The sequence below is a fragment of the Cohnella pontilimi genome (assembly GCF_005049045.1).
GTDB lineage: Bacteria > Bacillota > Bacilli > Paenibacillales > Paenibacillaceae > Cohnella > Cohnella pontilimi.
Genome location: NZ_SUPK01000002.1, coordinates 118,168 through 137,894 on the forward strand (window position 1 = coordinate 118,168; position 19,727 = coordinate 137,894).

Below are 19,727 nucleotides of genomic sequence, written 5' to 3' on the forward strand. Positions count from 1 at the left end.
TAGAAGAATCATCAGCCCGGCTGCTGCGGAGTGCCCTTTAGGACGACAAACAGCTTGCTCAAAGCGTGGAACATATGGTCGAACAGCATTTGAAACAAGGCGCTGAAGCCGGGAAGGAGAACAATCAGCATAGCGAGCCCGATCAAAATTTTGAGCGGTACGCCAATGACGAACACGTTGTACTGCGGAGCCGTACGCGCCAGCAGCGCCAACCCGACATCGGTCAAAAACATGGCCACGACGATGGGAGCGGAGATTTGCAGCGCCAGCAAAAAGGTGTCCGCGAAAGTCCGCACCATGAACTCGCTCAAGCTTCCTCCATAAATCGATTGGAACATGTTGTTGTCGAGCGGGATCCATTTATAGCTGTCCATGATGCCGGCAAGCAGGTAATGATGACCGTTCAGGGACAAAAAAACGAGCGTCATCAGCATATACTTCAAATTTCCGAGCATCGGCGCCGAAACTCCGGTGAGCGGATCGATGATGTTGGCAATGCCAAAACCCATCGACATATCCATGAATGCCCCTGACGTCTGGACGGCCGCGAAAAACAGGTAACATACGAACCCGATGAGCAAGCCCGCGAGCACTTCCCGAAACAAGGCGAGCACGAAAGCGGCGTCCGCCGTCACCGTGGTGTCGAAGCCGACGGTCAGGAACACAATGATCGAGATGAACAAGGACAAGCCGATTTTAAAAGTTCTTGGAATGTTCCGGCTTGAAAACACCGGAGCCACAACAAAAAAGGATGATATTCGACAAAAGACAAGCAGAAAAGCGGGAAAAACCCGCATGATCATATCCGTAGTCAACATAGGCTTTATCCGATATAGCTTGCCAGATTGCCAAGCAGCCTGGAAGTAAAGTCAACCAGCACGTTCAGGATCCAAGGCCCGAACACGAGCACCGCGACGAATACGGCGACGATTTTGGGAACAAAGGCAAGCGTCTGCTCCTGGATTTGGGTCGTCGCTTGAAAAATACTGACGATCAGACCGACGATCAGGCCGATCCCCAGCATCGGTGCGCTTGCTTTCAGCACGACATAAAGTGCCTGGCCGGCCAGGCCGATCACGAATTCGGAACTCATCGTTTCCCTCCAGTTTGTCTAAGGCTGCGTCGGTCAAGTCTGGAAGCTCGCGAGCAGCGACTTGACGACAAGATACCAACCGTCAACCAACACGAAGAGTAATATTTTGAACGGCAGCGAAATCATGACGGGCGGAAGCATCATCATCCCCATCGCCATGAGTGTGCTGGCCACGACCATGTCGATGATCAGAAACGGGATAAAGATCATAAAGCCCATCTGAAACGCCGTTTTCAATTCGCTTAGCGCATAAGACGGTACGAGCACCGTAATCGGAATGTCCTGGTACGTTTTCGGCTTCTCGGTTTTCGTATAGTTCATGAACAGCAGCAGGTCTTTCTCCCTCGTGTGCTTGTACATGAACTCTTTCATCGGCACCGATGCTTTCTGGAGAGCTTCGGTTTGCGAGATTGTACCTTTCAGATACGGCTGCAAAGCATCCTTGTTCACTTCCGACAAGGTCGGAGACATGATGAAAAAGGTTAGAAACAACGCCAGTCCGATAAGCACCTGATTGGGAGGCATCTGTTGGGTGCCCAGCGACGTGCGGACGAAACCGAGCACGATCACGATTCGGGTAAAGCTCGTCATCAAAACGAGAATGGCGGGAGCGAGACTCAGTATCGTGATCAGGAGCAGCAGTGAAAGCGCCGACGCCCCGACCGGTTCCTTGCCGTCCCCCAGATTCACACCGATGAGCGGTTCTGCGAAAGCCGTTGCAGCTGCAGTGAATCCAAGTGTGAAGAGAGCGATGAAACTATAGATGAATTTGTTTTTCATGGGTTGTCCGACCGGTCGCCGGACGGTCTCTCCTCCAGCAGTTTTTCGACCCGCTGCCTTCTCTCCGCCAGCTCGCGAAGCCGGTTCTCCAGCGCTTGTTCGAAATTCGGACGGGATTCCGAGTCGGGTACTTGGCCATCGTTCCCCTGTCCGCTTGCGCGCCGGCTCCATTTGCGAAGCCACTCGGGAAGAGCGGGAACCGCAGACGAAGGGGCGGTTTCATAGTCGGCCAACAGCGAAGCGGCCAAATCCGCATCGGTGATCGAGTCCAGAAGCGTGACATTCTCTCCAACGCCCAGCACGTAAATCCGGCCGTTCCACTCGACCACCTGCAGAGACTTGTTGGTTCCGAGCGGAAGGCCTCCAAGAGAACGAAGGGAGCGGTTCATCCACCAGCCGCGGTTGCGTTTGGCAAAATAGCGCAGCAACACGATGATCAGGCCGACGACCAATGCAAGCACGAATAGTACCCTCAGCAAATCCCAGGCATTGGTGCCCGGAATCGCGTTGTTTTCCGCGAAAAGCAATACATTCATGAACGTGTATCGCTCCTGCCTTAACCCAAAGTTTTCTTGATCGCTTCAATGACGCGGTCGGCTTGGAAAGGTTTCACGATGAAGTCTTTGGCGCCCGCTTGAATGGCGTCGATAACCATCGCTTGCTGGCCCATTGCCGAGCACATGATCACGCGTGCATTCGTATCCAGCTTGCGAATCTCTTTCAACGCGGAAATGCCGTCCATTTCGGGCATTGTAATGTCCATCGTGACCAAATCCGGGTGGAGCTCCTTGAACTTCTCGATTGCCTGGGCGCCGTCTTGAGCTTCTCCGACCACTTCATAGCCGTTTTTTGTAAGAATGTCACGGATCATCATGCGCATGAATGCTGCGTCGTCAACAATGAGAATGCGGTTAGCCATTTCTGATTCCCCCGATGAATTATTGGATTTTTTGGACGCGGTCCCACTGGCTGACAATATCGGTTACGCGGACGCCGAAGTTTTCGTCGATGACCACGACTTCGCCTTTAGCGATCAGCTTGTTGTTCACCAGGATGTCGACAGGCTCACCGGCCAGCTTGTCCAATTCGATGATGGAGCCTTGGGACAATTCCAAAATTTCCTTGATTTGCTTCTGGGTTCGGCCTAACTCAACCGTGACCTTAAGCGGAATGTCCAGCAAAAGATTCAAGTTCGTCTCGTCCGCCTGCGACAGTCCCGCGCCTTGGAGGTTCGCAAACTGTACGGGATTGACGTTGATATTCCGGTTCACCGGAGCGCCAAGCGTTTGCGGATAATTCGGCATAGGCGGTACGGCGGCCGTGGGCGGCATATGCGCTGCCGGCGGCATTTGCTGCGGCGTCGGCGTCTGCTGTGCAGCCGGGGCCGGAGCCGGTGCGGAAGCTGCGGGCGGCGCCTGCGGTGCCGGTGCGGAGACAGGCTTGGCAGGCTCGGGCTCGCTTTCTCCCATCAACGATCTGACCAATTCTTTGGCGAACGGCACCGTCAGCAGCTGCATGATGGTGGAGTCGATCAAATCCTCGATTTTGAGACGGAACGAAACTTTGAGGAAATAGTCTTCCTGCGGCAAGCCGCCGACACCTTCGCCTTGCGGTGCATCCATAATGTCAATTCCGGGAGGCGAAATGTTGACCATCCGGTTAAAGATCGTCGACATCGAAGTCGCGGAGGAACCCATCATCTGGTTCATCGCTTCCTGAACGGCGCTGATATGAATCTCGTTCAGCTCTTCCGTTTGCGGATGACCTTCGCCGCCAAGCATCAAATCCGCAATCACCTGGGCGTCGTACGCTTTGATCACGAGGGAGTTAATCCCCTCGAAACCTTCTACATACTTCACGTGAACCGCCACATGAGGCTGAGGAAATTCCTCGTTTAACCGTTCCCGGGAAATCGCCGTCACTTGAGGCGTCGTGATATCGACCTTTTTGCCCAACAAGGTGGATAACGCGGTCGCCGCGCTGCCGAAAGTAATATTGCCGATTTCGCCCAGTGCGTCTTGTTCGATCGGCGTAAGCAAGTCGTCCAGCGTCGGTTCACCGAAGCTTGCGCTATCGGGCGCCGCTTCCTCATCTCCGGACGTCTGCCGGAGGAGCGCATCGATTTCCTCTTGAGACAAATAATCTTTACTCGTCATGATTGTCATCCACCTCTTCCTCGACGATATCGAGAATTTGCACCGCCATCTTGTCCCTTACCGTACCGGGACTGGCGATATACTTCACTTTGTCTCCGACCTTCACTTCCAAGCCCTCGGCCGTCGGCTTATGCAGCGCGATGACGTCTCCGACCGACAAGTTGAGGAACTCCATCACCGAGATATGAGAGGAGCCAAGCTCGGCCACCACCGGCAGCCTCGCTTTGCTGACCCTTTTCTCCAGCGCGGCCTGCTCCTCCGGCGCCCTCGTTTTTTTCTGGGCGGCGAACCATTGGTGAACGGAAAGCTTAGGCATGATCGGTTCGATGACGACGTGCGGGATACAAAGGTTGATCATCCCTGTCGTGTCGCCGATTTTGGTACTCAGTGAAATCAGCGCGATCGTCTCGTTCGGTGACACGATTTGCATGAATTGCGGATTCGTCTCCAGCGCCTCCAGACGAGGCTGCAGATCGATGACTGTTCTCCAAGCCTCCTGCAGACTGTCGAACGCACGGCTGAAAATCCGCTCCATGATGATCGTTTCAATTTCGGTTAAGCTGCCGATCTTGGTCGGAGCGGCTCCCGCGCCTCCGAGCACCCGGTCCAGCATCGCGAACGCGACGTTGGGATGTACCTCCAGCACCATGCGGCCTTCGAGAGGCTCCGCTTCAAAGATGTTGAGAATGGTCATTTTCGGAATCGACCGGATGAACTCGTCATACGGCAGCTGTTCCACCTGCACGACGTTGATCTGCACAAACGTTCGAAGCTGGGCGGAAAAATAAGTGGTTAAGTAACGCGCGAAGTTTTCGTGAATACGGGTCAAGCTGCGGATATGATCCTTGGAAAATCGTACGGCTCTCTTAAAATCATAGGAGCGTACTTTTTTCTGGGTTTCCTCTTTTTTGAGTTCTTCCGCATCCATTTCGCCTGACGAGAGCGCCGCGAGCAGCGCGTCAATCTCGTTTTGCGACAAGACGTCAACCAATTCCCTCACCCCCCTATAAATCCCCACAAAGTGACGCGTATGCTTCGAAGCGAATTCCGATTACTTTGCGGGGGCCCCGAGTCTTCATTCATGAGTTGCGGCGGATCAGATGGCCGAAATGAGAAAATCTTTGATTTCGACTTTGGTCAGCTTGCCTTCGGACAGAACGGAATTGATCGAGTTGATCAGATTCGCGCAAAGCTGGTCTTTGCCTTTGGTGCCTTGGAAATCGCTTGGCTGCATGTTCCACAGCGCGCGGTTGATGATCGGCTTGATCTGGATCTCTTTGATTTTGTCGAACTCAGCTTTCGTTTTGGCTTTGTCCAGCTGGAACGTAAAGCTGACCATGACGACATAGTTGCTGTCGGCAATGTTCGTCTTGATATCGGTTAATTCGGATGTGACCTTCACGATGTCATCCGCGGACAGCGGCTTCGCTTCGACGTTACTGACGGCTTCTTTCGCCTGCTGGGCGGGATCTTTCACTCCCGATCCGTTGATGAAATGGTTCCAGACGTAGACACCGACCGTGACGATCAGCGTGATGGCCAAAAGCAGCGAAACGAGCCATGGCAACATTTTTTTCATGACGAAGCTCCCTCCGATTGCGTACCGGCCGGTCCGTTCATGGCCGACATCAGACCGATACTTCGCAAATAGTGCCGGATGGACCTGATCACATCCGATGAATTTTCGGTAACGATGAATTTCTTCCCTGTCGTAAGCGTGATAAGCGTATCCGGCGTTTCTTCCACCGTCTCGATCAACAGGGCGTTGACGTGAAACCGCGTGCCGTTCAATCTTGTTACGGAGATCATGGAGTGCCTCCCGTTCCGTCAAGGAGAGGGCCCTGCCCTCTCCCGACGGTTACGTCAATTACCGTTTCAGGTTCACGACTTCTTGCAAAATATCGTCCGAGGTGGTGATAATCCGCGAGTTCGCTTGGAAGCCGCGCTGTGCGACGATCATCTCGGTAAATTCGTTCGTCAGGTCGACGTTGGACATTTCCAGCTGACCTGCGATGATAGCGCCGGTACCGGCCGCAGGGTCGTTCGCCTGCATGGGCTCAATGGTGCCGCCCGGATTCGCGTTCGGCGTTACCCGGTACAGGTTGCCGCCGACTTTCTCGAGGCCGCCCGGATTGACCACTTTGGCAATGCCGAGGAAAATTCCACTCGGTACGGCGTTGCCGGTTTCATCGATGGTTACGATTTGGCCGTCTTGTCCGATGGAGAAGGACTTCACGGTGTCATCCAATTGAATCGGAGCTCCGTCCACGCTGGTCACCAGCATGCCATCGGCATTGACGAGTTGACGCTCGGCATCAAGGCTGAAGTTGCCGGCGCGGGTCAAATACTGGGGACCGCCGTCGGTCGGCGTGACGATGAAAAACCCGTCGCCGTCGATCCGCAGGTCCAGCGGAACGTTCGTCGTCATCGCGCTGCCCGGCGTATGGATCGTGTCGATGGCGGATACCGCCACCCCCAGACCCACTTGCTTGGCGTTCACGCCGCCGTTGGTGCCGGCTTGAGGCGCTGTGACGCCGGACATGGATTGGCTCAGGATGTCTTTGAACATGACCCGGCCCGCTTTAAATCCTACGGTATTGACATTGGCAATGTTGTTGCCGATGACATCAAGCTTCGTTTGAAAACCTCGCATGCCGGATACTCCGGAATACATCGAACGTAACATGGCGTTGCCTACCTCCCAAATAAGGTGAATTAAGTCCGCTTCAATCGGTCCGCGGCTTCGGGCCTCCTAAGGAAGGGCCGGCCCTTATACTTCAATTCGGAATGTTGCTTACCTGACCACTACGGCGCTGTCGATTTGGGTGAACACATGCTCCTTCATCGACGACTCGTCCATCGCGGTTACGACGGTTCGGTTCGGTACGTTGACGATCATGGCGATATCCCGGAATAAAACGAGCGAATCTTTGGCGCCTTTAGCCGCTGCTTGCTCTACTGCGCTCGCGATTTTGTCCAGCTGCTCGGGCTTCAGCACGATTCCTCTTTGCTGCAGCCTCATCTCCGCGTGGTGGCTGAATTTCAGCTGCTGGCGGGCGAGCATTTCCTCGAAGGTTACGCCGTTATCGGGCTGCTCCGGTTGGCGGGGAATGTTCCGGCTGCCTTGCAGCGGTCCGGTTCGGCCCGTCGTCAAATGTCCGATCAGCATCCGGTCACTCATGCGCCCGTCCCTCCCGCATCACCGGAATTCGCAGGCTTCGTTGCAGCTTCGGAGATCCACGTTAAATCGTCAACCTTGATTTCCTTGGCCCCGACCTTCACATACTGCAAGCCGTCTCTTCGAACGATGGAATCGACGATTCCGGATTGGTCGACAACACCGGTTTCCGTCGTTTCCATCCATCCGACCTGTTTGCCGATCAGACCGGCCACCAAACCGGCGGATTGACGAAGTCCGGACATCTGCGTGGCGACGTTCATCATTTGCTCCAAAGAGGAGAACTGAGCCATCTGTGCAATGAATTCTTTGTCCTGCATCGGCTGCATCGGATCTTGATTGCGCAGCTGCGTGACGAGGATTTGAAGAAATTCGTCCTTGCCCATCTGCTTGACCGGCTTACGTGCAGCCATCTGCACGTTCTGCGCGGAGTAATTGGGCCACACACTGGTGGTTCCTCGCGTTTCCGACATTTGAATCACCTCCGTCATGCCGGATTATGCTTTTACATTAAGCGCACTTCCATAGCCGATTTCGCGAAGAGATGCCGTACGGTCCAGTTCGGCTTCAAAGCCTGCCTGATCATCGTACGTTCCGCGCAGCCCTCGGCCGTTGGCGCCGCCGTGATGTCCGGAACCCGGCTGACGCTGGTTCTGTTGGAACATCGATGCGGTGTCGGACGCTGCAGTGGACGATTGCTGCACAACTTCCATTCGGTCGACCTGCAAACCTTGTCCTTGCAGTGCCGTACGAAGCTGCGACAATTGATTCTCCAGCAAATCGCGCGCCGCTCCGTTCTCCGTCACGAACTGGGCAGTCAGTTGTCCGTTTTGAATCATGATCTTGATGTCGACCTGGCCCAGATGCTCGGGATGAAGAAGGATTTTCGCCTCATGAGCGCCTCCCGCCTGGGTTAGAACGAACTGCTTGACCAGGTATTTGCTCATGTGCTCCGCGAACTGCTGTACCGGTACATTCGTCGACGCAGCCGTCGCATTCGCCGGAACCGATGGCGTCATGCCGGCGTTGTCCCCTTTCAGAAACGTCCAGGCCGGTGCGGATCCGTTCTCTCCGGCGGCTTCGCCGGGTTGAACCGCGGACGGTGTTACGATCCCCGCGTTAGAAGACGAATCCGACTCTTGAGCGGTCTGGAATGTCCATACAGGGTTTCGGAAACTTGTGCCGGTGCTGCGACGGATTTCCGGAGCCGATGCGGCCGCTATTTCCGTACCGCTCTCTGCAGCCGAATTTCCTTGTCCCATCAGCTTCGACGCATTTTGAGAAGCGTTCGATGCAGCCTGGGCTTCAACCGGCTGTGCTTGGGACGTCTGTACAGAAGCCGAGTGCGGCGTTAAAGCTTGGATCGCTTGCCGAATTTGCTCCGTAAGGCCGCTTGGGTCAGAGACGACCGCTGCGCCGCTCGACAGCAAGGCGGACAACTGTTTCAGCGTTTGCTGAAGCGGAGAGGAGACCGGTTTGCCGTTAGCGGCAAGCGATCCGGAAGTCAGCTCAAGGGGAGATTGCGATGCATCGGTTCCCGCGGCCCCTGCCGGCTGCGAATCGGCATTCGGTTGAATTCCCATCTGCATAAGCAGGTTTTGCAGCATCCCCAGCAGACCCGCCAGTTGATCTTGCACGTCCGCAGGCAGCTCCGCATTCGGATCCAATCCTTCCAGCTGTTCGGACAGCCCCGCAAGCAATTGCAGCAACTCCGGAGCTTGTTCCGCCGGCTGTGCGCCAAGCAGACCCATCCATCCGAGCAGTCCGGCAGTCGTCGTATTCCCGGCAGCCGTCGCGCCGTTGCCGTCCGTTCCTCCCATCGCTTGCACCAGGACACCTGAAAATCCGTTCGAAGAGGAAGTTTTGCCTGGTGCGGCCGTCATGTTGGCCATTCCGGCGGTACCGGCGGTAACGGTTGTGGATATCGTGCCGTTTGTCATTGTTTTCACCTCCTTTCAATGGAAATGCCATCGTCAAGGTTTGACGGTCATCAGTTTGCTGATCAATGCCGCGGTCGTTTTGTTGTCTTTGTCCGACATGGCGGACAAAATTTGCGACCTCGCATTGTCATCCAGCGAGCCGAGAATTTGCAGCGCCTTGCCTTGCTGCGCGCCGCCGGCCATATCCAGCAGCAGCGCGGCTGCGTTCACGGGCTTCATCACCGAAAACGTTTGTTTCAACTCCGACGTATCCAGTGCGTTGTTTCCGACTCCCGCCGCTTTCTCCAATTCCTTGACCCTCGATTGCAAAGCGGCGATTTGCTTGTTCTCTGCCGTATCCGAATCCTTCAACATAATGGTGACGTCCGCCGCCCTTTTGGGAGACATCTTCTCAAGCAGTCTGCCGCGTTCCGTGTCGGTCATCGCCCCTAGGACAAGCGCCGTTTCTTCGACGGTCATGCTCTCCAGGATGGGAGCCGCTTTACCTGGGGTCATGCGGCCGTACATGGAAGCGAGAGACTTAATGCGGGCTTGGTACTCGTCTGCCGTCAGGGTACGCTGTTGTTTGTCCTGGTTTAGCAGACCGATCTGCGCGTTCAAATCTTCGATCATCTTCGTCTGTTCCGCAGTTTGCTGGGTCGCTTTTTTGAGCGCAGCTTCACGGTCTGCCAGCAGGGCTTTCAACTCATCGATTTTTTGCTTCGCGTTGTTTACCGTGATCTGTTCGTCGGTGGCGCCGGGATCGACCGACATTGCCGGTTCGGGAAGCACCGCATTCAGCACCGGTATCTTCGCGCCGATTTCGAGCGCTTTATTCCGCAAATCCGTGTTGAACAAAAGCAGCAGCATACCGAGCAGCACGGCGGTAAACAGAATCGGAGTCAGAAAAAAGAGAAAGCGCTCGAAGCCGCTGTAGCTGTTTTTTTCTTCATCCGTCTTGGCCACGATGTTCCCTCCTTTCTCTGCGAAATGTTGTAGGTTTAACCGCGGGATGCTGCGGATCGGACGATCGCCATCTCATCGAGCTCGTTCTGTTCTCTCGCCAGCCATTCGTGCCGGTAGCGTTGATAAGCTTTATCCCGCGCTTTCAGCCATACTTTCTCATCCACCGATTTCTCGGCCAGACGGCTTTGCTTTAACCGCACCTGTCCCTCGGCATTCCGGACTTCTTCCAGCTGCCGGCGAATTTGGCCGTCCAGCATATCCAGGTATTGCTGCAGGGCGGTCAGTTCGGCCAGCGCAACCGGAGCGGCCGCGGTTCGGGAAAGCCTTTCTTCCGTTTCCCGGCGTTCCCGGAAAAGATGGTCCAGCCGCTCTTCTTGTTCTCTCAATAGGCCGAGCGAGGCGGCGTATTCCCACTCCGCGAGCGATTTCTCGCTGCCCTTCAAATCGACGATTTTCTGAAGTGGATATCGGAATCGCATGATCGATCAACCTCATCTCCGGTAAAAATCGATGATCAACCGCTCGCGGGCATCGTTAAGCGACACTTTTTCGTCCGTCTTCTGCCTGGTGTAGGCGTTGATCAGATCGATGTATTGGATCGCCTTGTCGATGTCCGGATTGGATCCTCTTTGGTAAGCGCCGATGTTGATGAGATCTTCGGACTCCCGGTACACCGAGAGAAGGCGTTTGAGCTGCTCTGCCGCTTCCCGCTGCTCCGCTCCCGCGATATCGTTCATGACCCGGCTTACACTGGCCAGCACGTCGATGGCGGGAAAGTGTCCTTTGTTCGCCAAGCTTCGCTGCAGCACGATATGACCGTCCAAAATGCCCCTCACCGCGTCTGCAATCGGTTCGTTCATGTCGTCTCCGTCTACCAATACCGTATAGAAGGCCGTAATCGATCCGGACGGTCCCGTCCCCGCCCTCTCGAGCAGTTTAGGAAGCGCAGCGAACACCGAAGGGGTATACCCCCGGGTCGCAGGCGGCTCCCCGATCGCGAGACCGACTTCGCGCAGCGCCATCGCGTAACGGGTGACGGAATCCATCATCAGCATCACGTTCAGGCCGCGGTCCCGGAAGTACTCCGCGATCGTCGTGGCGATCAGCGCTCCTTTGATCCGGATGAGCGCCGGCTGATCCGAAGTTGCCACAATGACGACCGACCGAGCCAAGCCTTCGGGACCTAAATCCTTCTCGATAAATTCCAATACTTCGCGTCCCCGTTCGCCGATCAGGGCGATGACATTGACATCCGCCGACGTGTTCCGGGCCACCATGCCGAGCAAAGTGCTCTTTCCGACACCGGAACCGGCGAAAATGCCCACCCGCTGCCCCTGACCGACCGTTAGCAAACCGTCGATCGCGCGGATGCCGATGCCCAGCGGTTCGGTAACCCGCGGACGGTCGAGCGGATTTCCCGGCGCACGGTTCGTTGAATAATGGGACATGCGGACCGGCAGCCTGGAGCCGTCAAGCGGTCTGCCGAGACCGTCCAGCACTTTGCCGAGCAGTTCTGAGCCGACTTGCACCGTAAGCGGCCGGCCCGTTGCGACTACTTCGCAACCGGGGCTCACGGATTCGAGTTCGCCAAGCGGCATGAGCAGCAACCGGTTGCTTCGGAATCCTACGACCTCCGCCAAAATCGGCGAACCGCCTTTCATCGGGTGAATGGCGCACACCTCGCCGACGCTTGCGTCCGGCCCTTCGGACTCGACGGTGAGACCGATGACCTGCGTAACCTTGCCGTTGACCCGTACCGGATCCAGATGCTTTAACGCCTCTTCGTAACGGATCAGGTCAAGCAGTGCCATCCGGGTCAACCTCCTCGGCCGCGTGGGCCGCCACTCTGAGCAGCTCCGCACGGACGGCGGCCAACTGCGTATCGATGCGGGCATCGATGCTTCCGAACGCCGAACGGACGATGCATCCGCCTTCCCCTATGCCGGCATCCGGCACGATTTGCAAGTCGGCTTGGGAATCCAGCGCAAGGGATAATTCATCCTTCGCGGCTTGCACGAATGCGAATTGCGAAGGCGACACGCATAACGTGATGACTCCTTGTTCCTTGCGTCGGGACAGCGCTTTGGCAAACAGGGAGACGGCTAGTTCCGGCGATTGCTCCGTAAGTTCGCGGGAAATGAGCTTCTCGGCGATCGAGCAGCTCAGCTCGACCAAGAAAGTCTCGGCTTCCGCAATGACTCTTTCTTTCGCTGCGTAAGCTTGTTCGACCGTGACGCGGGCTTCCCGCATCTGTTCGCTCCATTCCTGCCGAACATCTTCCTCCGCTTGCCGAACACCGGCGTGGTAGCCATCTTCGTAACCTCTCCGGCGCGCTTCTTCTTCCAGAGAGGCGTCTTGACCGCGCTTCGTTTGCCACCAAGCTTCGGCCTCCGCCTCCGCAGCGGCTTTGATTTCAGCCGCCGCTTCACGGGCCTGGCGCAATATTTCCTGCGCCGTTCGCTCCGCATCCGACAGAATGCGTTCCTTTAACGATTGAATTTCGACATCATCCGCCGTATTTCCTTCGGAATCGCCGTCTGAACCGGAAATCTTTTGCGGCGCAGGCACGTATTTGCGGATGAGCTCCAGCTTTTTGAAATCTTCCAAAGGGACGACTCTATCGGATTTGATCAAACTAGACAATGATATCGTCTCCTCCGCCGCGGGCGATGATGATTTCTCCGGACTCTTCCAGTCTGCGGATCGTCGCTACGATGCGGGTCTGCGCTTCTTCCACGTCGCGCAGTCTGACGGGTCCCATGTATTCCATTTCTTCCTTGAATGTATCCGCCATCCGTTTGGACATGTTCCGGAAAATGGCTTCCCGTACTTCTTCGCTTGCGACCTTGAGAGAAAGCTGAAGGTCGGCGTTTTCGATATCGCGGATGATTCTTTGAATCGAACGGTTGTCGAGATTGACGATATCCTCGAATACGAACATCCGTTTTTTGATTTCTTCGGCCAGCTCCGGATCTTGAATCTCCAGCGAATCCAGAATCGTGCGTTCCGTACCCCGGTCGACGCCGTTCAAAATTTGCACGATCGCCTCGATGCCTCCGGCGTTCGTGTAATCTTGGGTGACGGTCGCCGAGAGTTTCTGTTCCAGCACTCTCTCCACTTGGGCGATCACTTCCGGAGACGTGCTGTCCATGAGCGCGATACGGCGTGCGACGTCCGCCTGTTTCTCCTGCGGGAGAGACGATAGAACCGTGGACGACTGTTCCGGCTGAAGATAAGACAGCACGAGTGCGATTGTTTGCGGATTCTCGTTCTGAATGAAGTTGAGAATCTGCTGCGGCTCCGCCTTGCGGGCAAAGTCGAACGGCCGGACCTGCAGTGTTGCGGTCAGCCGGTTTAAGATGTCGAATGCCTTCTGCGAACCGAGCGCCTTTTCCAAAATCTCTTTGGCGTAGTTGATGCCGCCTTGCGAGATGAATTCCTGCGCCACGCATATTTGATGAAATTCCGACAAGATGCTTTCTTTCTCCGCGCTGTCGACCTTTCGGACGTTGGCAATCTCCAACGTCAGCTGCTCGATCTCCTCGTCCCGTAACTGCTTGAATACTTGGGAAGACACTTCCGGACCGAGCGTGATGAGCAGGATAGCCGCCTTCTGACGGCCGGACAGCTGCGTAGGTAAACCGCCTTTAGCCATAACTGCCCCCCTTATTCATCTACCAGCCAAGTCCGGAGAAGATTAACGAATTCATCCGGTTTGCGTTTGGCCAGACTTTCAAGCTGTTTGCGGATTTGGCTTTCGTTGCTCACGTTGTCCATGTCGATCGTCGGCAGCTCGACCCGCGGCAGTTCCATATCCGCGGCTTCTGCCTCTTGTGCGGCCTTGCGCCGGCGGTAGATGTAATAGCCTCCGCCTCCCAAAAGCGCCGCGGCCAAAATGCCGAGACCGGCCAGCAAATAAGTGGAAAGCGTCAAGCCGGAAGACTTGTTGCCCGCACCGTCGAACGTTTGCGACAGCACCGAAACCCTCTGTCCCAGCTGCTGATCCGTGAACGTCTCGCCCGATTCAGCCAAGAGTGTACGAACATTCGTCACGAGCATTTGCTGAATTTGCGCCTGACGCTCCGGCGTCATGAATTTGGAGTCCACACCGACGCTGATCGATACGTCTTTGACTTTGTACGGCGCATAGTCGATCAGGTCCTTCACCCGGGTCACGTCGTAATTCACAATATCGGATTGTTTTTCCGATGTGGAAGTCGAGGTGCCGGACGAGCCGGGATAGTTGGGCACCGCGGTTTGGCCGACGCCCGCCGTCCCTCCGGCCTGAGCGTCAGTGCCGGTCGAATTTTCGCTGGTGTGCTGCTCGCTGATGATAATCCCTTTGTTGTCATTGTTCGGCAGCGGCACCACACTGTCGGACTGGGTCGATTTCTTGTCGAAGTTCAAAGTCGAGACGACAGAAATTACCATGTTTTCTGGTCCGACAATTGGGGTAAGGAACTGCTGTATCGTCCGTTTAAGATCGGACTCAAATTGATGCTTGATGTCGAATTGGGTTTCCGCGAGCCCCCCCGCTCCTCCGCTGCTTTTACCGGACGGGGTCAACTCGCCTGCCGTCGTGCTCGTAATCGTGATGTCTTCGACTTGCAGATTCGGCACGGCGGTTTTCACGAGGTTGAAATAGCTGTCAATCTCCTGCTGCTTCGGACGGTAGCCGGGCTTGAAGGTCATTACGACCGAAGCCGTCGCCCGCTCCTTATCCGCCTCGTTGAGGAATACCGTTTCCTGCGGCAGGTTGACGAGCACTTTCGCCCTCTGCACGCCCTGCATGCCTTGCAGAAGCTGCTGGACTTCCCCGTTGAGGGCATTTCGAAATTTGACGTTAAATTCTTCCCGCGTTGAGCCGATAGAAGAAGAAGAGTCGCCTAATTCCTTAAACCCGATGGACCCGTTCTGAACGAGACCTTGGGAACCGATGTCCACCTTCACGCGGGAAACCGAAGCGCTGGGTACCGAAATGCTGGTCCCGTCCCCGCTCAGACGATAAGAGATGCCTTGACCGTCCAAATATTGAATGATGGCCGCGGCATCGGTGCTGTCTAAACTCTGGAAAGCAATCTCGTATTGCGTACGGGTCAGCCATGAAGTCAGCAGAATGACGGCGAGCAGTAAAAATGCGGCCGTCGACGCGAGCACCCATTTTTGCGTTTTGCTGAATTGGTTCCAGAATGATTTCAACCTCTCCAGAACCTGTGCCCACTTCTCGTTCACAATTTCACCTCATCTGCGGTTAACGGCCGGGCCCGCTGGAGAAGCGGACGCCGGCAGTATGATTGCTGCGAATAAACTGCGATTAGATCTGCATCCGCATGATTTCCTGGTAAGCCTCGATCACCTTGTTGCGTACCTGCGAGGTAAGGGAAAGGCTGAGCTCGGCCTTGGACGAGGCAATCAGGACATCGTTCACATCGGCTTCCCCGATAATGAATTGATCGTTGACCTTATGTACGTTCTGTTCGGCTGCGTTCACGCCGTCAAGGGCGTGTTTCAAGAAGGAGGCGAAGCTCTCCGTCGCTTGCGCGGGCGTAGCTTTCAGTTCAGCCGGAAGCGTCTGCTTCACAAGCTGCAACGGCGCAAGCATCGTACTGTTAATCATGAGATTCCCCCGCTTTCATCGGTTGGAATAGATTCGCATTCAAGGCGTCAACGCCCGATTTCCAGCGACTTCATGAACATCGCCTTGCTGGCGTTCAATGCCGTCACGTTCGCTTCATAGGAGCGGGAAGCGGAAATCATGTCCACCATCTCTTTCAAAATGTCGACATTCGGCATGGATACCATGCCGTTCGCATCTGCATCGGGATGGCTCGGATTATACACTTGCTTGAACGGCGTGGTGTCTTCCCTTATTCCGGTGACTTGTACACCTTGGGAGGCCGAGGCGTCAAGTTTCTCGTTCAACATGTTGCGAAAATGAGGCTGCACAGGCGCCATCACCACTTCTTTGCGGCGATAAGGCACGAACTGGCCGTTGACGTAAGCGGCACGGGTCGTTTCCGCATTGGCGATATTGGAGGAAATCACGTCCATGCGCAAACGCTGGGCGGTGAGTGCCGAAGCGCTGATATCGAATCCGCCGAGCTTCATCCGTTACCCTCTCCCTTCTATGCCGGTGCGCATCATTTTCACTTCGTGATTCACCTGCTGAATGAAAAGGTTGTACCGAAGCTGGTTTTCCGCCATCAGCGACATTTCTTTGTCAATGTCTACGTTATTGCGGTTGTTATTGATCACGCTTGAGCTGTCGGTCACGACCTCCGGCGCCGGACTCGGATAAGAAGCCCCGATCGGAATATGACGGCTGTCTGTTACGCGGCCCGGCAAGGAGCGCACTCCGTTTGATCCGATGGCTTGCGACAGCATTTCTTCGAATGCCACGTCGGATCTTTTGTAATTGGGCACATCGACATTCGCGATATTATTGGCCAATACTTTCTGCCGCATGGAAGCGGCGTGTATCGCACCTTCCAGCCGTTGAAACGAAGTACCGGCTAAAACGTCCATCGAACGGCGCACCTCCTTTTCCATGCGAAAAATGAAAAAATCCTCATTCCTTTACTTTCCACGTATTTAGTCAAATTCCTGCCGGATTCGACAAAAGCTTCGGCATTTTTCGCGAAAAAATTCGCAGTAATTGCCAAAGAAAAACACATTATTCATCATCTACTACACCCCTTTTCAAGACAATAAGAAAAAAGCCCTAATCTTCCAGGAAGATCGGGCCTAGTAAGCTTGCTTGGTGGTAGGTCAGAGGTTCAATTTTTCCGTTGTTCCAATTCATACAAAAGCTGTGGATTCAGAATACGGATGTACGTGCCTTTCATGCCGAGCGACCGGGTTTCCACAACCCCTGCGCCTTCGAGCTTTCTTAAAGCATTGACGATGACCGAGCGCGTGATTCCGGCGCGGTCGGCAATTTTGGATGCGACCAAAAGCCCTTCTTTTCCTTCGAGCTGTTCGAAAATTTGATCGGCGGCTTCAAGCTCGCTGTAGGACAGAGAATGTACGGCAACCGACACGGCCGCTTTGCTCCTCGCCTCCAATTCCCGCTCTTCCGCCCGTTCCCGCATAATTTCCATTCCGATCAAGGTCGATCCATACTCCGCCAAAATCAAATCGTCATCCCCCAGCGACGGATTTTCGCTGGAGAGGACAACGGTACCGAGCCGGTCTCCGCCGCCGATGACCGGGACGATGGTCACGTTGCGTCCCTCGAACGCCGCTTCCAAGGAGCCAAGCGTCTCCCTTTTGGAGATGTCGACCGCCGTCTCGGCGATCTGCAGGAAACGTTCGTTCGTCTCGCCGGGAAATCTTAATTCGCCGTCATTCTCCGTCTTCAGCCAATGATCCGGAAAATTCGGGGACAGCGCGCTTCCGAGCACTTTGCCTCTCCGGCTGACAACCAGCACGTCCGCCAATACCGTTTCGCGCAGCACATCCGCCATTTCGCGGAAGTTCAGCGGTTTGCCCGCCGCGCGTTGAAGCAGCTTGTTGAGCGTGCGGGTCTTTGCCAATAACGTCATTTTTTTATGATCCTCCTAGTACGACCGAGAGCGGCAATCCTTTTACAAAATATATTGACTCAAATCGCGATTGCTTGCAATGGTGGCGAGCTTATCCCGCACATATTCCGGCGTGATGCTCATTTCTTCGAGATGAAGTTCGGGCGCTTCGAAAGACAAATCTTCCAGCAATTTCTCCAGCAGCGTATGCAGCCGGCGCGCGCCTATATTTTCGGTATTGCGGTTCACTTCCTGCGCCATGCGGGCGATTTCGGCGATGGCGGCATCCGTGAAGGCCACTTTGATGCCCTCTGTCTCGAGGAGAGCGGCATATTGCCGTGTCAGTGCATTCTGCGGTTCGGTGAGAATCCGGATGAAATCTTCGTCGCTCAGACTGCTGAGCTCGACGCGGATCGGAAACCGCCCTTGCAGCTCCGGAATGAGATCCGACGGTTTCGCGATGTGGAAAGCGCCGGCTGCGATAAAGAGAATATAGTCCGTTTTCACGGGACCGTATTTCGTCATTACAGTCGATCCTTCAACGATCGGCAATATGTCGCGTTGAACGCCTTCCCTGGAAACGTCCGGCCCTTGACCGCGCCCTTGTCCCGCGATCTTGTCGATTTCATCGATGAAAATAATGCCGGACTGCTCCGCACGCAGCACGGATTCCGAAATCACGTCATCCATGTCGATGAGGCGGTTGGCTTCCTCCTGCATCAGCACCTTCCGCGCCTCACGCACCGTGAGCCGGCGCTTTTTGCGCCGCTTCGGGAGAAACTGTCCGAGCATCTCCTGCATGTTCTGCCCCATTTGCTCCTGCCCGGGTCCCGCAAACATATCCATCATCGAAGGAGCGGCGTCTTCCACTTCGATTTCCACCATCTCGTTTTCGAGCTGTCCCGCCGTCAATTTGGCCTTCGCTTCCCGCCGCTTCTCTTGAATGGCCGGATCCGCAGGCTCCGGCTCTTCGTTCGCCGCACCGCCGCCTCCGCCGAACAACATTTCGAGCGGATTCCGCTGGGCCTTCGGCTTGACGGGAGACGGCACGAGCAGGGAGGCCAGCCGTTCGACGGCGGCTTCTTCCGCTTTGTCCTTCACCTTCTCGGTGCGTTCTTCCTTCACCATCCGGATGGCGGTTTCCACCAGGTCGCGGACCATGGATTCCACATCCCGTCCGACATAGCCCACCTCGGTAAATTTGGTCGCTTCGATTTTAATGAACGGAGCGTGCACGAGCTTCGCAAGCCTTCTGGCAATCTCGGTTTTGCCGACGCCGGTCGGGCCGATCATCAAAATGTTTTTCGGCACCACTTCGTCCCGAAGCTCTTCCGGCAGACGGCTTCTCCTGTAGCGGTTGCGCAGCGCCACGGCGACCGAACGTTTGGCCTGCTTCTGACCGACGATGTATTTGTCCAGCTCCGCCACGATTTGGCGGGGCGTCATATTCTCGCTCAAGTCAATTCCTCCCTATAATCACTCCCCAAAAAGTGACGAGAAGCTTCGAAGGTTATTCCGATTACTTTTCGGGGGCCCCGTTAATAACCTGATCTTTCAAATCTCTTCTACAACGAGATTGTCGTTCGTAAAGACGCAAATCTCTGCAGCTACCTGCAAGGAAGCGCGGGCCATTTCTTTGGCGTCCATGTCGGGCGCATGACGTTTCAGCGCGCGGGCTGCGGCCAGGGCGAAGCTGCCCCCTGAGCCGATGGCAAGAATACCGTCATCCGGTTCGATGACTTCCCCGTTGCCGGACAGCAGCAGCATGCCGGAAGCGTCCAGCACGATCATCATCGCTTCCAGCCGGCGAAGCACGCGGTCGGAGCGCCAATCTTTGGCGAGCTCAACGGCGGCCCGCTGCAAATTGCCGTGATGCTCTTCCAGCTTGCCTTCGAATTTCTCGAACAACGTGATGGCGTCCGCCACCGAGCCGGCGAAACCGGCCAGCACTTGCCCCCGGTACAGCCGGCGAACCTTCTTCGCGGTATGTTTCATCACCATGCTGTTGCCGAATGTCACTTGTCCGTCGCCTGCGATGGCGCCTTTGCCGTTATGCCGCACGGCGCAAATGGTGGTGGCGTGAAATTGCGCGTTTTGACCGTTCATGGGATA

The 19,727-nt window shown here is 55.5% G+C and carries 25 protein-coding genes; all 25 read right to left on the bottom strand.

What is annotated here, in order from left to right:
- Positions 1-11 precede the first annotated feature (11 nt).
- The 25 genes from fliR to hslV all read right to left on the bottom strand — a co-directional run bounded on the left by fliR (position 12) and on the right by hslV (position 19,721).
- Positions 12-803 (bottom strand): flagellar biosynthetic protein FliR, encoded by a 792-nt coding sequence (fliR, locus tag E5161_RS04565; RefSeq protein WP_136776944.1) that lies wholly within the window; start codon positions 801-803, stop codon positions 12-14.
- 20 nt (positions 804-823) lie between these two features.
- Positions 824-1,093, bottom strand: a complete 270-nt coding sequence (gene fliQ / locus E5161_RS04570) for a flagellar biosynthesis protein FliQ (RefSeq protein WP_136776540.1) — start codon at positions 1,091-1,093, stop codon at positions 824-826.
- Positions 1,094-1,126: 33 nt separating this feature from the next.
- On the bottom strand, positions 1,127-1,873 hold the full coding sequence (gene fliP / locus E5161_RS04575) for a flagellar type III secretion system pore protein FliP (RefSeq protein ID WP_136776541.1): 747 nt from the start codon (positions 1,871-1,873) through the stop codon (positions 1,127-1,129).
- Positions 1,870-2,409, bottom strand: a complete 540-nt coding sequence (locus tag E5161_RS04580; protein WP_136776542.1) for a flagellar biosynthetic protein FliO — start codon at positions 2,407-2,409, stop codon at positions 1,870-1,872. Before E5161_RS04580 ends, fliP begins: the two co-directional genes overlap by 4 nt.
- A gap of 20 nt (positions 2,410-2,429) precedes the next feature.
- Positions 2,430-2,792: a response regulator gene (locus E5161_RS04585; protein WP_136776543.1), complete on the bottom strand. Its 363-nt coding sequence runs from the start codon at positions 2,790-2,792 to the stop codon at positions 2,430-2,432.
- Positions 2,793-2,811: 19 nt separating this feature from the next.
- Entirely contained in the window at positions 2,812-4,029 is a 1,218-nt protein-coding gene (fliY, locus tag E5161_RS04590; protein ID WP_136776544.1) for a flagellar motor switch phosphatase FliY, read from the bottom strand.
- Positions 4,019-5,020, bottom strand: coding sequence for a flagellar motor switch protein FliM (fliM, locus tag E5161_RS04595; RefSeq protein WP_136776545.1), 1,002 nt, complete (start codon positions 5,018-5,020; stop codon positions 4,019-4,021). The genes fliY and fliM overlap by 11 nt, the downstream gene beginning before the upstream one ends.
- A gap of 105 nt (positions 5,021-5,125) precedes the next feature.
- Complete coding sequence (locus E5161_RS04600) at positions 5,126-5,608, bottom strand: flagellar basal body-associated FliL family protein (protein ID WP_136776546.1); 483 nt, start codon at positions 5,606-5,608, stop codon at positions 5,126-5,128.
- Positions 5,605-5,838 carry a flagellar FlbD family protein gene (locus tag E5161_RS04605; protein WP_136776547.1) on the bottom strand — a complete coding sequence of 78 codons (234 nt, stop codon included), beginning with the start codon at positions 5,836-5,838 and terminating at the stop codon, positions 5,605-5,607. Before E5161_RS04605 ends, E5161_RS04600 begins: the two co-directional genes overlap by 4 nt.
- Positions 5,839-5,896: 58 nt before the next feature.
- Positions 5,897-6,715 (bottom strand): flagellar basal body rod protein FlgG, encoded by an 819-nt coding sequence (gene flgG / locus E5161_RS04610; protein ID WP_136776548.1) that lies wholly within the window; start codon positions 6,713-6,715, stop codon positions 5,897-5,899.
- Between the two features lie 108 nt (positions 6,716-6,823).
- Positions 6,824-7,210 (bottom strand): TIGR02530 family flagellar biosynthesis protein, encoded by a 387-nt coding sequence (locus E5161_RS04615; RefSeq protein WP_136776549.1) that lies wholly within the window; start codon positions 7,208-7,210, stop codon positions 6,824-6,826.
- Complete coding sequence (locus E5161_RS04620) at positions 7,207-7,680, bottom strand: flagellar hook capping FlgD N-terminal domain-containing protein (RefSeq protein WP_136776550.1); 474 nt, start codon at positions 7,678-7,680, stop codon at positions 7,207-7,209. Before E5161_RS04620 ends, E5161_RS04615 begins: the two co-directional genes overlap by 4 nt.
- A gap of 24 nt (positions 7,681-7,704) precedes the next feature.
- Complete coding sequence (locus E5161_RS04625; protein ID WP_136776551.1) at positions 7,705-9,147, bottom strand: flagellar hook-length control protein FliK; 1,443 nt, start codon at positions 9,145-9,147, stop codon at positions 7,705-7,707.
- A gap of 33 nt (positions 9,148-9,180) precedes the next feature.
- Entirely contained in the window at positions 9,181-10,092 is a 912-nt protein-coding gene (locus tag E5161_RS04630; RefSeq protein ID WP_136776552.1) for a MotE family protein, read from the bottom strand.
- A 35-nt stretch (positions 10,093-10,127) separates the two neighbouring features.
- Complete coding sequence (fliJ, locus tag E5161_RS04635; protein ID WP_136776553.1) at positions 10,128-10,571, bottom strand: flagellar export protein FliJ; 444 nt, start codon at positions 10,569-10,571, stop codon at positions 10,128-10,130.
- Between the two features lie 12 nt (positions 10,572-10,583).
- Positions 10,584-11,903, bottom strand: coding sequence for a flagellar protein export ATPase FliI (gene fliI, locus E5161_RS04640; RefSeq protein WP_136776554.1), 1,320 nt, complete (start codon positions 11,901-11,903; stop codon positions 10,584-10,586).
- Positions 11,890-12,735 carry a FliH/SctL family protein gene (locus E5161_RS04645; RefSeq protein WP_136776555.1) on the bottom strand — a complete coding sequence of 282 codons (846 nt, stop codon included), beginning with the start codon at positions 12,733-12,735 and terminating at the stop codon, positions 11,890-11,892. The genes fliI and E5161_RS04645 overlap by 14 nt, the downstream gene beginning before the upstream one ends.
- Positions 12,728-13,747, bottom strand: a complete 1,020-nt coding sequence (gene fliG / locus E5161_RS04650) for a flagellar motor switch protein FliG (protein ID WP_136776556.1) — start codon at positions 13,745-13,747, stop codon at positions 12,728-12,730. Before fliG ends, E5161_RS04645 begins: the two co-directional genes overlap by 8 nt.
- Before the next feature lie 11 nt (positions 13,748-13,758).
- Positions 13,759-15,324: a flagellar basal-body MS-ring/collar protein FliF gene (gene fliF, locus E5161_RS04655; RefSeq protein WP_136776557.1), complete on the bottom strand. Its 1,566-nt coding sequence runs from the start codon at positions 15,322-15,324 to the stop codon at positions 13,759-13,761.
- An 82-nt stretch (positions 15,325-15,406) separates the two neighbouring features.
- Positions 15,407-15,709 (bottom strand): flagellar hook-basal body complex protein FliE, encoded by a 303-nt coding sequence (fliE, locus tag E5161_RS04660; protein WP_136776558.1) that lies wholly within the window; start codon positions 15,707-15,709, stop codon positions 15,407-15,409.
- 47 nt (positions 15,710-15,756) lie between these two features.
- The gene (gene flgC, locus E5161_RS04665) at positions 15,757-16,200 is read right to left on the bottom strand and encodes a flagellar basal body rod protein FlgC (protein WP_136776559.1); all 444 of its coding nucleotides are present in this window, start codon (positions 16,198-16,200) and stop codon (positions 15,757-15,759) included.
- Positions 16,201-16,203: 3 nt separating this feature from the next.
- Positions 16,204-16,617, bottom strand: coding sequence for a flagellar basal body rod protein FlgB (gene flgB / locus E5161_RS04670; protein ID WP_136776560.1), 414 nt, complete (start codon positions 16,615-16,617; stop codon positions 16,204-16,206).
- Between the two features lie 251 nt (positions 16,618-16,868).
- Positions 16,869-17,636, bottom strand: coding sequence for a GTP-sensing pleiotropic transcriptional regulator CodY (codY, locus tag E5161_RS04675; protein WP_136776561.1), 768 nt, complete (start codon positions 17,634-17,636; stop codon positions 16,869-16,871).
- Positions 17,637-17,678: 42 nt separating this feature from the next.
- Positions 17,679-19,061: an ATP-dependent protease ATPase subunit HslU gene (hslU, locus tag E5161_RS04680; RefSeq protein ID WP_281279855.1), complete on the bottom strand. Its 1,383-nt coding sequence runs from the start codon at positions 19,059-19,061 to the stop codon at positions 17,679-17,681.
- A 108-nt stretch (positions 19,062-19,169) separates the two neighbouring features.
- Positions 19,170-19,721, bottom strand: coding sequence for an ATP-dependent protease subunit HslV (gene hslV / locus E5161_RS04685; RefSeq protein ID WP_136776563.1), 552 nt, complete (start codon positions 19,719-19,721; stop codon positions 19,170-19,172).
- Positions 19,722-19,727 lie beyond the last annotated feature (6 nt).